Origin of the sequence: Lysinibacillus sp. NPDC097162 (assembly GCF_044762185.1) — a bacterium.
Taxonomy (GTDB): Bacteria; Bacillota; Bacilli; order Bacillales_A; family Planococcaceae; genus Lysinibacillus.
In genome coordinates, this window is sequence record NZ_JBIWDT010000002.1 from 389,511 (window position 1) to 402,442 (window position 12,932).

The 12,932-nt window shown below is 34.4% G+C and carries 13 protein-coding genes and 1 other RNA gene; 7 read left to right on the forward strand and 7 right to left on the reverse strand.

Annotated features, from left to right (window positions below):
- Positions 1 to 450: 450 nt before the first annotated feature.
- Entirely contained in the window at positions 451 to 1,578 is a 1,128-nt protein-coding gene (locus tag ACIQXW_RS13950) for a response regulator (RefSeq protein WP_401019489.1), read from the forward strand.
- 54 nt (positions 1,579 to 1,632) lie between these two features.
- Here ACIQXW_RS13950 and ACIQXW_RS13955 read toward each other — a convergent pair whose 3' ends face one another.
- Positions 1,633 to 2,664, reverse strand: coding sequence for a GGDEF domain-containing protein (locus ACIQXW_RS13955; protein WP_401019491.1), 1,032 nt, complete (start codon positions 2,662 to 2,664; stop codon positions 1,633 to 1,635).
- A gap of 286 nt (positions 2,665 to 2,950) precedes the next feature.
- On the opposite strand from ACIQXW_RS13955, the gene ACIQXW_RS13960 reads away from it, so the two are divergent.
- Positions 2,951 to 5,971: an ATP-binding protein gene (locus ACIQXW_RS13960; RefSeq protein ID WP_401019494.1), complete on the forward strand. Its 3,021-nt coding sequence runs from the start codon at positions 2,951 to 2,953 to the stop codon at positions 5,969 to 5,971.
- A 181-nt stretch (positions 5,972 to 6,152) separates the two neighbouring features.
- Here the strand turns inward: ACIQXW_RS13960 and ACIQXW_RS13965 are convergent, their stop codons facing one another.
- Positions 6,153 to 6,593: a hypothetical protein gene (locus ACIQXW_RS13965; RefSeq protein ID WP_340821177.1), complete on the reverse strand. Its 441-nt coding sequence runs from the start codon at positions 6,591 to 6,593 to the stop codon at positions 6,153 to 6,155.
- A gap of 171 nt (positions 6,594 to 6,764) precedes the next feature.
- Between ACIQXW_RS13965 and ACIQXW_RS13970 the strand changes: the two genes are divergently transcribed.
- Positions 6,765 to 7,406 carry a YfbR-like 5'-deoxynucleotidase gene (locus ACIQXW_RS13970; RefSeq protein WP_340821178.1) on the forward strand — a complete coding sequence of 214 codons (642 nt, stop codon included), beginning with the start codon at positions 6,765 to 6,767 and terminating at the stop codon, positions 7,404 to 7,406.
- Between the two features lie 95 nt (positions 7,407 to 7,501).
- Positions 7,502 to 8,008: a zf-HC2 domain-containing protein gene (locus ACIQXW_RS13975; RefSeq protein ID WP_402763057.1), complete on the forward strand. Its 507-nt coding sequence runs from the start codon at positions 7,502 to 7,504 to the stop codon at positions 8,006 to 8,008.
- A 49-nt stretch (positions 8,009 to 8,057) separates the two neighbouring features.
- Here the strand turns inward: ACIQXW_RS13975 and ACIQXW_RS13980 are convergent, their stop codons facing one another.
- A complete protein-coding gene (locus ACIQXW_RS13980) occupies positions 8,058 to 8,396 on the reverse strand; it encodes a zinc ribbon domain-containing protein YjdM (protein ID WP_340821180.1) in 339 nt (112 codons plus the stop codon).
- 243 nt (positions 8,397 to 8,639) lie between these two features.
- Here ACIQXW_RS13980 and ssrS point away from each other — a divergent pair.
- Positions 8,640 to 8,832, forward strand: a non-coding RNA gene (gene ssrS, locus ACIQXW_RS13985) — 6S RNA.
- Positions 8,833 to 8,960: 128 nt separating this feature from the next.
- On the opposite strand, the gene ACIQXW_RS13990 is transcribed toward ssrS, so the two are convergent.
- Complete coding sequence (locus ACIQXW_RS13990; RefSeq protein WP_340821241.1) at positions 8,961 to 9,359, reverse strand: hypothetical protein; 399 nt, start codon at positions 9,357 to 9,359, stop codon at positions 8,961 to 8,963.
- Positions 9,360 to 9,684: 325 nt separating this feature from the next.
- Positions 9,685 to 10,077, reverse strand: coding sequence for a YhjD family protein (locus ACIQXW_RS13995; RefSeq protein ID WP_483869806.1), 393 nt, complete (start codon positions 10,075 to 10,077; stop codon positions 9,685 to 9,687).
- A gap of 144 nt (positions 10,078 to 10,221) precedes the next feature.
- On the opposite strand from ACIQXW_RS13995, the gene ACIQXW_RS14000 reads away from it, so the two are divergent.
- Complete coding sequence (locus ACIQXW_RS14000; RefSeq protein ID WP_340821244.1) at positions 10,222 to 10,584, forward strand: hypothetical protein; 363 nt, start codon at positions 10,222 to 10,224, stop codon at positions 10,582 to 10,584.
- A 114-nt stretch (positions 10,585 to 10,698) separates the two neighbouring features.
- Positions 10,699 to 11,283 (forward strand): hypothetical protein, encoded by a 585-nt coding sequence (locus ACIQXW_RS14005; RefSeq protein WP_340821245.1) that lies wholly within the window; start codon positions 10,699 to 10,701, stop codon positions 11,281 to 11,283.
- 87 nt (positions 11,284 to 11,370) lie between these two features.
- Here the strand turns inward: ACIQXW_RS14005 and ACIQXW_RS14010 are convergent, their stop codons facing one another.
- Both ACIQXW_RS14010 and ACIQXW_RS14015 read right to left on the reverse strand, forming a co-directional pair.
- Positions 11,371 to 11,625 (reverse strand): hypothetical protein, encoded by a 255-nt coding sequence (locus tag ACIQXW_RS14010; RefSeq protein WP_402763065.1) that lies wholly within the window; start codon positions 11,623 to 11,625, stop codon positions 11,371 to 11,373.
- 223 nt (positions 11,626 to 11,848) lie between these two features.
- On the reverse strand, positions 11,849 to 12,910 hold the full coding sequence (locus ACIQXW_RS14015) for an LLM class flavin-dependent oxidoreductase (RefSeq protein ID WP_340821246.1): 1,062 nt from the start codon (positions 12,908 to 12,910) through the stop codon (positions 11,849 to 11,851).
- Between the last annotated feature and the right edge of the window lie 22 nt (positions 12,911 to 12,932).

Sequence of the window (12,932 nt, forward strand, 5' to 3'; positions counted from 1 at the left end):
ACGCAATATTGTAGAATGCTTCTAAATTTCACAGGACATCGGACCTGATATTACAAATTATTACTATTTAAACAAGATTTTATACAATTCCAATCATTTTTTTAGCAAATTAAACATTTAAATGGAAAATATAGCTCGTATTACTACTAACCATTTGCATATTTTATATAATGGAAATACAGCTTATGTAACCGATAATATAGTAAAGGGGGTATCTAATAGATTCAATCTTTTAAAGTAGAAATTTCTTATGGTGCTAGTACAGTTAGTACTAAGCGTAGAATATGAAGGGGCTCAATTATGTCGCTATACATACTTATAGTTTTTAATATCCCTTTTAATGTAAAATAAATCTTAATTAACATAATAATAACAATTTAAATATTATTAGTATTATCTATAGTGCAACATAGTGAGGTTGTATACTAATCTGAAAGTTGGTGTCCTACTGTGATTCGGGTAATTATAGCAGACGATGAGCCGTTAGCTCTTTTAAACATGGAAAAAAAGTTAGAAGAATTTGATTCAGTAGAAGTTGTTAAAGCATATTCAACAATTCACGACTTGCTGGATGAGGCACCGACATTGGATTTTCATGTAGCCTTTTTAGATGTAGAAATGCCAGGTATGAACGGTTTGGAGATTGCTCAATTATTAAAAAAATGGAAAAAGGATGTCCGTATTGTATTTGTAACCGCGTATCGAGACTATGCTGTTCAGGCTTTTGAAATTAATTCTCTCGACTATTTATTAAAGCCCATTTCTAAATCTCGTCTTGAGACAACTATTAATAGAATACAGGAACTCTTCCAAGTAGATACAACAGTCTCTAAACAAGTACAGCAGATTGAGCCTTCCCTTAGCATCCATTGCTTAGGTGGATTCACCGTCTTCCATAACAAGAACATCGTCCATTGGCGAACAGTAAAAACAAAAGAGTTGTTTGCCTTTCTCTTTTCTAATCTCAACAGTCATATACTACGCGATACAATCATTGATGCCTTATGGGCTGAAACAGAATACAAAAAAGCAAGAGTTCAACTGCATACAACGGTTTCTTATTTACGTACAACTCTTTCATCTTTAGGCTATTTCAACGTATTGCAATATGCAAACGGGTGTTATATTTTACAATTAGAAAATTTCCATTGTGATGTTCTGGAATTGGAGCAAATGTTAAAAAACAAAGAAGAGTTTGGGGAATTTGATGTAGAAAAAGCAGAATTATTTATTCAAAATTATCACGGAGAGTATATGGCGACACTAGATTACTCTTGGATTCATAGTAAAGCAAATTTTATTCTTAACCAACTTATACTTTTACTTAGTTATTTAGTCGAGCATTATACAACAAAACAGAATGCAAAAAAAAGAGAGCAAACGTTACTATTGATGATTGAGTATAATCCTTATGCTGATAATACTATCCAAAAACTTATTCAACATTATATCGAAGAAGATAATCGCGCAAATGCAGTAAGAGTATACAAAACCTTTAAGAAAAACCTGTATGTAGACCTTGGTATTCTACCCAATCCAGAGACCATTGCGTTATATGATACTATTGCGCAAGAATAAAAATAATGTAGCTGCCTCCAAACAATCGTTTTCCAGAGACAGCTACCTTTCTTTTTAGTTCATCGAATTAACAACACTTGATAAACCCTCAACTATACGTATACAATTTCTTCCTGATTGTTTTGCTTCATATAATGCTTGGTCAGCAATAGCAATTAACTCATTTGGGCTGCTAAAAGTGGAAGCAAAAACTGTTACACCTGCAGATAAAGTAACAGGGCGTCCACTAGGATTTTCTGCTAACGCTTGTTTAATCCGTAAATCTTCTGCTAAGTTGACAGCGTCTTCGATTGCAGTATTCGGTAAAATAACCATAAACTCCTCGCCTCCATATCTAAAACAGCTCCCCTGCTGATGCACACTTTCCTTCATTTTGCTTGCAAATGCTTTTAAAACTTCATCACCTACTGTATGACCATATGTATCGTTCACATTTTTAAAATCATCTAAATCAATTAATATTATGGCATGTGGCACTTTTTCTGTAATTAATTTGTTTAATACATGATCCATACTTCGGCGATTTGGAATTCCAGTTAATGAATCTAATTTCAACTGGTCAGTCAATTCATCAATTGTATTTTGTGAGTCTGCAATCGATTGTAACATGACATTTTTCAAGTTACTCGCCTCTACATACCAGTCATCAACTGATTGTAAAGAGCCTATTTTATTGCCATTCCGTCCACATTTAGAAATTTCTTGTAGAGGTCGGGCAATTTTCAAAGTTAGCCATAACACAAATACGAAAACGATTACAAACATTAATAATAAAGGCAATAATACTTTTTTTAAGAACATACTTATAGAGATAACATCTTCATTTTGCACCTGATTTACGGCTTGTTTAAACTTTTCCTTTGTTAAACCTTCTGTTTCAGCATTTTGTAATCCCTCTTGTACATATTTTTCAGCTATGTCCGAAACTTCTGCTATATACTCTTCCTGCATGACAAGTTTAGATTGTACGAGCATTTCGTTAAAACTTTGATAACTAATCCAAATACTGATACTAGATGTAACGAATACAACAATAATCATCATACTAATAATGACAAACGATAAATTTAACTTGAGTTTCTCCACAATAGATCATTTCTCCCATTGAGATGATATTTTGCAAAAGCTATATTGATTTCAATATTAAAAGTTTTTATTTTAACATCATACGTCATACCTCTTAAAAAATACTTAACAACTAATAGTTTTAACCTGTTTCCGAAGAAGTTAATTACTCAAAAAGAACTAAAAAACTTCTTTTTAGTTACATAAAGTTTTCTTTTATAAAAAAGTCCGTTTTCTTTTTCTTCATTCCATGGCATGGTAAAACGAGACAATAAATTATTTTGCTTACAGGAGGCTCTATGTAGCGTTGAAAAAGACCATCGTACGACATTTACTAATTATCGCTTTGATTTTTATCGTCCTTACTATCTTCCGCATACTTTGGCTAGCATATTTTATGCCTTCTAATGACCAACCAACTGCACAAGCTGGTATTTTAGATATGCGCAACCATTCTTTATCAGAGAATGAAGTTTTTCAAATGAATGGTGAATGGATTTATTATCCTGAAGTATTGTTAGATACGACTAGCTCCCCTCATCCAGATCAAACTATTAGAACTATTCCTATGCAAAAGGTAGCAGCAAAAACCCAACACTATGGCACTTATCATTTAAAAATTTTGTTAAATGCTAATGATGGTTCAGATTACCGATATGCAATTCAAGTTCCTGCCATCTCAACTGCCTCAGCATTGTATATTAACGGCAAACTTGTAGGACAGTCAGGTGAAGTATCAACAAATGCTAGTAATCATAAAGGGCAGGCCGCTCCTTACACTGTATATTTTACAGAAGAGCAGCCCGAAATTGATGTCATTTTACAAGTATCCAATTTTGATACGCCGTCGAATGTACTTATAACTAAGCGACTTTCATTTAGTTCAGCATCCGCTATGACGCACTATCAACTCATTACGGAATTATCACTAGTAGCTATTTCAATGTTACTCATTTTATTTGCATTGTTTAGCATTCTTGTCTTTATCTTTATTTATCGCAAAAAAATAGTATTGCTGTTTACAGTAGGCTTTCTTTTACCTTTGGCAGATGAACTCATTACACACGACCGTTCAATTTTGGATTGGTTTCACTTAGACTACGTATGGTCAATGAAACTATCAAATATTATTTATCTTGGAGCTTCATTTTTCTTTGTGCAATTTATTCGCATCTTGTTAGTTAAATATCAACAAGCAAAATATTTTCGATTGTTCTCAATGTTATATACATTAGGAGCACTTCTCATTGTGCTATTACCTATCCAATGGCTATACACAGCAAACCTAGTGTTTTTCATGCTCTATATTGTTTCCTTTTTATATGTTTTAACGCTTGCCTTGAAGGAGTACATAGGTAATCAGGAAAGTTCGGCTTTTATTGCGTTTACAGCCATTGGAACAACAAACGGTATTATATGGGGCCTGATAAAAATGTATTTTGTGTTAACTATTCCGTTCTATCCATTCGACTATTTAATGATTGCACTTGGCTTTTCAGGTTATTGGTTTAAACGTTTTTATGAAAACCAACAACAAATTAATCTGTTAGTTGCTCAATTACAAAGAGACGGGGAATTAAAGGATGAATTTTTATTAAGTAATGCACAGAAATTATGGGATCCTATGAATAAAATGATTACCTTGGGTCAAACAATCTATGATAATCCAAACAATAGTTTCGTCACAGAGGATAAGCAGAATTTAAAATATTTAATTGATATTGGACGAAGCATGTCGTTTACGCTAAATGATATATTGGATTATACACGCTTAAAAGATGGGAATTTACATCTCCATAAGAAAAATGTGCGTATTCAAGGAATTGTTTCAGGTATTTTTGATATGCTACGTTTTATTTCAGCTGGAAAACAAATTCAAATGACTTCTACCATTGCACGGAACTTCCCTCGTGTACTAGCAGATGAAAAACGACTTATTCAAATACTTTTCAATCTCTTACACAGCGCTATTAAATATACGAACGCTGACTTAATAGAAATAAGCGCAACAATTGAAAAAAATATGGCCGTTATTCATATTAAAGATACAGGCTCTGGAATAGAAAAAAAGGATATGATACTCCAGGATCATCTATTTTCTTCTGATCAAGGGAGTGAAGATAATGATAGAATGCATCTAAGTTTACTGGTTTCTAAGCAACTAATTGATTTACATGGAGGGTCATTACTAATCTATTCTAGTCCGAATAAAGGCTTTGATTTATTTTTCACCATACCGATTGCCGATGAGATGGAAAATGAGGAACAGATGAATGAGGAACAACAAGAGAAGGTACTTTTATCAGCAAGTACTACAAACTTAGAGGCCATACCTTCTGAAAAACAGTTTAAAATTTTAATGGTTGATGATGATCCTGTTAATTTAACAATGATGCGAAGTTTATTTTCCGCCACAGAATATGACATTACAACAATTACAAGTAGCGAAAAGGTACTGGAGTTGTTGCCTACGCAAAGGTGGGATTTAGTTATTATTGATGCTATGCTCCCTTATATTTCTGGGTATGCTTTAATTGAAAATATTCGCGAGCATTATTCCTTACTAGAGCTACCAATATTATTGTTAACTGCTCGAAGTAATCCCGAAGATGTTTATACAGGATTTGCTCACGGTGCAAATGATTATGTAACAAAACCTATTAATGCGCTGGAACTAAAAGTACGGTGTCGGGCTTTAATCGACTTAAAATATAGCATTAATCAGCAACTACATTTAGAAACTGCTTGGCTTCAGGCACAAATACAGCCTCATTTTTTATATAATACGCTTAATACAATTGCCTCACTTAGTACAATTGATCCAAATCGAATGATTGATTTAATGCACCATTTTGGTAATTATCTACATGCGAGTTTTGATGTAAGGAATTTACAACGAGTTGTACCACTTCGTGATGAACTAGAACTTGTCCGTTCGTATCTTTATATCGAACAGGAACGTTTTGGGGAGCTATTACAAATTGATTGGGATATCGATGACCATATTCAAATTGAGATACCCCCTATTTCATTGCAAACTTTGGTAGAAAATGCATTACGCCATGGTGTATTGAAACAAAAAGACGGCGGGACTGTTTGTATTCGCATCAAAGAGTATTCAGATTATGTAACCGTAAGTGTTATAGATGACGGTATTGGTATAGAAGCCAGTACATTAACACAATTGCTTTCCGATACTAATACAACTAGTAGAGGCATAGGCCTACGCAATACTGACCTACGCCTTAAAAGAATATATGGGCAAAGGTTGCAAATTAAAAGTACACCGAATGAAGGCACAACAATCACCTTCAACATCCCAAAATAGTGCCAGGCACTCACACAATTCTCACACAATTTATGGATAGCCAAATAAAAATCCACTGCGTCTCCCGCGGCTTACATTGTGCCCGCGGAAAGTGCAGTGGATTTTTTTGGTTTAAGAATCAAAGTGCCAGGCACTCACACAATTTTCACAATTTAAGACGCTGTTTTTTTGCATGCATCGATTACCAAATTACGGGCTTAGCTACCATTAGCCATAGCATAATGAGCAGTAATACAATATACATCCATGCCTTTCGATGTAAAAGCGAGGCAAATTTTTGCTGATTGTAGGCCGGCGTATTAAATGTTCGAATGGTCGGTTTAAACGCTCGCGCCAAAAAGACGATGGAACCTGCCATAACAAGAAATGTTAACACTACCCAAGATGTTGTCCATGGATATCCTCCACGCCACATTAATAAAATGCCCGAGGCAACTAGAACATGTCCAGCGTGTTTAACAATCGTAATCGCACCCTGAAATACTTGGATATATGGCGGCATTTCCTCATGCGCAGCTGTATGCATTTTCTTTACTATTGCTAAAACTACGAACAATGGCCCAATCGAAAGGATAGCACTTAAAATATGTATATATAGAAGAAGTGTATAAATCGATATCATAATGCATACTCTCCCTTTAATAAGTCTTACTAATTATAGCATTCCTCATTATGTTCTCTCATTCTAAATGTGAATCCTTTGTAAACGTAGCGTGAATCATTGTAAAATTGTTTGAAATCTGCACAATGAGGGTATTGATTATAGTAACATGCACTTATAGAACAAAAAGGAGTGATTCTTATAGGAATTCATCAATTTTTTACAAGTCTTAATGATTTAGAACGTATTATTCGTTGCCCTGGCCGCTTCAAATTCGAAGAGCATAATGTAGCTGCCCATTCATGGAAAGTTTCACAATATGCCATGTTTTTTGCAACTCTTGAAGAAATGAATGGCGCTACAGTAAACTGGAAGTCATTATATGAAAAAACCATTAATCATGATTTCGCTGAAGTATTTATCGGTGATATAAAAACTCCCGTTAAGCATGCTAGTCCTGAGCTGAAACAAATGCTCGCACATGTGGAAGAAAAAATGATGGAAAAATTCATTATTAATGAAATCCCAAAAGATTTCCAGGACATCTTTTTCGAGCGTATGAAAGAAGGCAAAGATGCAACACTTGAAGGACGTTTGCTTGAATTTGCAGATAAACTAGATCAATTTTATGAAGCATTTGCAGAATTAAAGCGCGGTAATACCGATATGGAATTCGTCTATATGTATCAAACAGCGCTGGCGAAGCTTTTAGCTATTCCTCTTCCGGCAACAGTCCAATATTTCCGTACTGAAATATTGAAAGATGCTGTTAAGGAGAAAACACATATTGATATTCAAACGCTAACGAATGAAGTATTAAACACAAACAAATAATGTGCATGTACAAGTTTTCCGATGAATTGATCGACGGAAGGCTTTTTTTATTTCCTAAAAAAAGGCGTATAATAGGAGTGATGGGAGGGAAAATTTTGTCACATGAATGTTCAATAGTAGAAGATTTACTACCATTATATAAAACTAAAGGTCTACAAGCCGATACAACTGAATTTGTCGAACAGCATTTAGCTACATGTAAACACTGTCAGCAGTTGGCCGCAACGAAGCTTTCATCTAATCAAAACTTATCCATGAAAAGCACATTAACATTTTTCCATCTCGTTTTTATCGTGCTATCTTTTATGTTTGCCCTCAACTCATCCCTACTCGGCGAACATAAAAGCTTTGTCGCGTTATATGCCCTTTTCGGCTGTTTAACCTATTTATTTTATAAAAACATTTGGATAGTCTTTGCCATAAGTTCTATACCTGTTTTTGTATGGGCCATCATTAATAATTTTAGCAATCCACTCTATATTCATGGTGTCTCTTTTATGGATATTAGTGCACTTATCATTGGCGCTAGCTATATAGCTCTATTACATACGATTTTTGCCTTGCTTGGCTCTGCCTTTGCCATCATTTTACGGAGGTTTTAAATGATAAAAGCATCTCTCGTATGAAAGATGCTCCTTATCATTCCAGCTATTAGGCTTTTTTCACGAACTCTGATTTTAGTTTCATTGCGCCGAAACCGTCAATTTTACAATCAATATTGTGGTCACCTTCAACAAGGCGAATACTTTTAACCTTTGTGCCCATTTTTAGAGTTGAAGAGCTTCCCTTTACTTTTAAATCTTTAATAACTGTTACTGCATCACCATCTGCTAACAAGTTACCATTTGCATCTTTTACAATAAGTGCATCTGACTCTTGCTCTGTTGCACTAGTGCTCCATTCATGTGCACATTCTGGACATATAAAGTTTGCGCCATCCTCATATGTGTATTCAGAATTACATTTCGGACAATTTGGATATGCTGCCAATTCCGCTTCCTCCCTTGAATTTTCGTTAAGTAAATGATTACGCTCCTATCTTTACACACTTACTATAATTTCGCAAAGGTTGTTCGCATTTTCCGTTCGTATTTGTGAAAAATATATGAAGCCATTCCATATAATCCAAGCGCTTTATATGTATAAATTTCATGTTTTATAGCACGTGCCCATTGACTTTTTTTCAAAAACCATCTTACTTGCAAGTTTGTTTATCATGCCGTATTATATCCTTAAAGGCTGCATTGTTCGTATAATATTAAGTTTTAACCTTTAAGCTGTAAAAGGGAGTTTTATTATTGGAGTTGGAATGACGGGCCTCACACTTAGGTGCATGAGGATAAGCAGGAAAACTTCTGCGAACACCCACTTTGAGGAGTGGTGGTTTAAAACTTTCTATAAGAAATACGGCATACGCGGCTTTTAAATTTTACATTAGAGCCTCAAGGCTTCAAAGCGACTCACCCTTCATTTATTGGAGGGTGAGTTTTTTTGTTAAAAACAAGCGTTGATGCAAAAATAAACTAATACTAATTACCGTTATAACTTAACGCATTAACGATTTGGATTTCGGTCAATAAATTCCTCAATATCATCAGCTAGTCTATATACAAGATCGAAATAATGCTTCTCTTCCAAAACGCCCTTTTTTCTCCATTTTTGCATTTCTTCATAATGGAAATTATAAAAATATCCTTCCACCTCACCTCTTTCAATACCTTTTTTCTTCGCCATCTCAGATATAGAAAGACCTTTATTCCAATTCTGATTATATTCCTCTCTACTCATCCCTAATAATTTACATATTGCATCATAATCGTATTTAACATGATATATTACCGTACCTTCATTATTTTCTTCTTTTTCTTGTTTATTTTCTTCTGCATGAACTAATGTTGAAAAGGATAAAACTAAGGTTAATAAAAGAAAAAAACCTTTAATAACGATTTTCATTATAGAACCTTCAATCTTTATTAAATTTAATGTGTGAGGTTTTAGTAATAACTATGTGAGCACCTACTTTCCACTTTCTCTCTACCATGCCAGCCAATTTTTTAAATTACCTGGTTTATTAATAACTTGTGTACGAACATCACGTTCATTTATTCAGTTATAGAAAGGTACTGGTCGTTCTCTGTTAGCTGTTTCTTCTATAGAAGATGATTTACTCGGCTTACAATTCACACGTGGTTTCTCTTTAGATTCTAATTAGAGACTATAAAACTAAGTGAAATTTTTCAATTAATTTCTTATTTATTCCAAAATAAAGACCAGGTACTCATGTGAGCGCCTGGACTTTATTTTGGTGACTAATGAGCAATGTTTCAACCTGTGTTTTCAAAGCCATATTTGCATAGGTTAAGACTAAATCCTCACCAGCTGTGGCAACAATTAAATCACTAAAATATTCATTATTCTTTTCCCACCGCACTACTCTAATTTCATCTTTGGCCAACAGACTTTTGGAGTTGTAACATTCTTGTGAATTGTCATCTAAAAACTTATCGAGTATTGGTAAATAAACATTGCTCATTTTAAGATTCTCAAACACCCTGTAGTCACGCTGTAATGTCTGTACTGCCATATCATAAACTACATATTTATGGAGTAGTCGCCTTTGTTCAAAATATACAACTGAACGCTCACTTTGAATGACTGGAACAACTGTCATTAACTTTAATTGTACTTCACTTGTAGTACTTCACTAGTATAGATAAAAAATCACAAATTTAATATTTTAAACTAAAAATCCAAAAAACAACTATTTTTACTGTATAATATAAGTTAATTTTTAGATATTAAGGAGGTATTTGTGTTGAAGAAAAAATTAATACTTTTCTTTACGTTGTTAATCTTATTTTCTATAGCATTTTTCCCAAAAGGTTACTATGATTTTTTAAGGATATCAAATAAAGCTGTAGAAGTAATTATTTCTAAAACTTTAGATTCTAATGAAAACATTGATAGACTAAGCGAGTCTGAAGATATTTTTCTAGATGCATCCCTTAAGTATGGTCTTCAAAATATTTCTTCTGATAAATCTAGTAAAACTTTATATTTAGGAGTGTCTAGTCTAGATTTAAAGAAAAAAAAGGAAATAGAAAAACATTTTGAAAAAGAATTAAAAAAAATACATGTTTATGACTATAGTATCAATGTTTTTGAATCGATTCCATAAAATGTAATTAAATAGTATATTTTAATTATATTTGTAAAATATTGTAGACTTTTTACAAATATATGTATTATATTGTAATAGGTTTTATCAAATATACTATTTGGAGGTTGAATTATGAAATTGAAACATTTATTTCTAAGTCTTGTTACTTTAATTGGATTGGCATATTTCACATCACAAGATGCTTCGGCACAAACTATTGATCCAAACTCAGATGAATTTATGTCTCAAGTTAAAGTTTACGATGAGAAAGGTGACCAAATTCCTTATACTCTAGAAGAGATTAAAAATATGATTGAGTTCGTACCAAATGACTCTTCTAATACTGAATCGAATAAAATTTCAACTCTGTCACTAAAAACTATCTATAATACTGGTGCTTTTTCATTTAGTAGTGATATTTGGGTAGGTGGAGGATTTAGAGGTAAAGCATTTTTTAATCCTGCAGAAACTTTAATAACTTCTAATGGTACAGCATCACAAGTAACTGTTAAAGCATATTACGATAATGGTTCAGGAGGAGTTACTAGTGATACACCTGCCAATAGTATAGATCTTCCAGGTGGTTGGAATGGCACTGTTCACATTTCATCTTGGAGTAAGTTAGCAAGAGGCAATAGCTATCGTTTTAAACTTACTACTACAAGCAGCCTTGCAAGATTTAATGATCTTGAAGTTTGGTATAACTGGCAAGGATAATTATAACATTTACAAGACCTCGAATATTTTTCACTATTTAAATTACAGTGGAAATTATTCGGGGTTTTCCCATCTAATTAGGAACAGCTAAACTTGTACAAGATTTGTAACCTGTTCAAGTTTAGCTGTCTTTATTTTATTCGCTCCTGCTAGTGCAGCATCCATTCCTATAAATGTTCCTGTCTTAACTCGCCATGATGTGCTGTCTTGTTTAATGTAAGCAACCTGTTCTAGTACATCTAATACATTTTCAGCAGCCTGCAAAGTGCTGTATGTGCCTGTCATCACACATTTATTTGTGTCTGTTACAAGTTCAGGTTGCTGTGTAGTACCTTGACACACTGAAATTTTTTCAAGAAACTGGCTCCAATTATTCTCTCTTTCACGCACATTCCGAGGTAATATTTACCGCAAAAATAATTGTGCTGAACCACATTTGTAATTTGAATCCTTTCATCTTTCATAATCTTAGCAACTAACTCTGCAGTATTTTGCATAGCCTTTGCATAATTACCATCCGAATTGACGCACATTTCAATATGAATACCTTCTAGTTACTAAATCATCATATATCCTGTTCACCGTTAGCTTCCCATTTAGCAATTTCCTCTCTAACACGAGGGGCAACTTCTTTCCCAAGCAATTCAATGGCACGCATCACTTGATTATGTGGCATTGTACTTAACGGTACATACATCATAAAACGAGTAATCCCCACATGCTTACGCAAATGAATGATTTTCTCTGCGACAGTATCAGAATCACCAACATACAATGCCCCTTCAAAACTTCGCGCTGCATCAAAACTTGAACGATCATAATAAGCCCAGCCCCGCTCCTTGCCAAGTTTATTCATACCAGCTTGAGTGGATGGGAAAAATGTATCTGCTGCCAGTTCCCTATTCTCCCCAACAAAACCTATCGAATGAGATCCCACCTTCAGTTTGGAGACATCATGACCTGCATGAGCCGCCGCTTTTTTATATAACTGTACAATTGGTGCAAATTGCATCGGGCTACCACCAATGATCGCCAGCATCAGTGGCAATCCGAGCAGGCCTGCACGGATGGCAGAATCTTGATTTCCACCACTACCGACCCATATAGGTAAAGAATCTTGAACAGGTCTTGGATAGACACCTAAATTATTTATTGCAGGTCGATGTCTGCCTTCCCACGTTACTTTTTCCGATTGACGAAGTTTAAGCAGCAACTCCAAATGTTCTTCAAACAGCGCATCATAGTCGTTCAAATTATAGCCAAACAACGGAAATGACTCGATAAAAGAACCTCGCCCTGCCATTATTTCCGCGCGTCCATTTGAAATCCCGTCTAGTGTAGAAAAATCTTGAAAAACACGTACAGGATCAGCTGAAGAAAGCACAGTTACCGCGCTTGTAAGTCGTATGTTTTTCGTTTGGGGTGCAGCCGCTGAGAGAACCATCGCTGGAGATGATGCTGCATAATCCTTCCTATGATGTTCACCAACGCCAAACACATCCAGCCCTACTTGATCAGCAAGGATAATTTCTTCGACCACTTCACGTAGACGTTGGGCATGACTAATCACTTCGCCATTATAAACATCCGGTTTCGTTTCTACAAAAGATGTAATACCTATTTCCATTTAAATCTCTCCTAGTCCAATT

Bases quoted from the DNA above. Each gene is read 5' to 3' on its own strand.
- ACIQXW_RS14005 (WP_340821245.1), top strand. From the start codon at position 10,699: ATGAAATTGAAACATTTATTTCTAAGTCTTGTTACTTTAATTGGATTG.
- ACIQXW_RS14015 (WP_340821246.1), bottom strand. From the start codon at position 12,910: ATGGAAATAGGTATTACATCTTTTGTAGAAACGAAACCGGATGTTTAT.
- ACIQXW_RS13995 (WP_483869806.1), bottom strand. From the start codon at position 10,077: ATGACAGTTGTTCCAGTCATTCAAAGTGAGCGTTCAGTTGTATATTTT.
- ACIQXW_RS13990 (WP_340821241.1), bottom strand. From the start codon at position 9,359: ATGAAAATCGTTATTAAAGGTTTTTTTCTTTTATTAACCTTAGTTTTA.
- ACIQXW_RS13965 (WP_340821177.1), bottom strand. From the start codon at position 6,593: ATGATATCGATTTATACACTTCTTCTATATATACATATTTTAAGTGCT.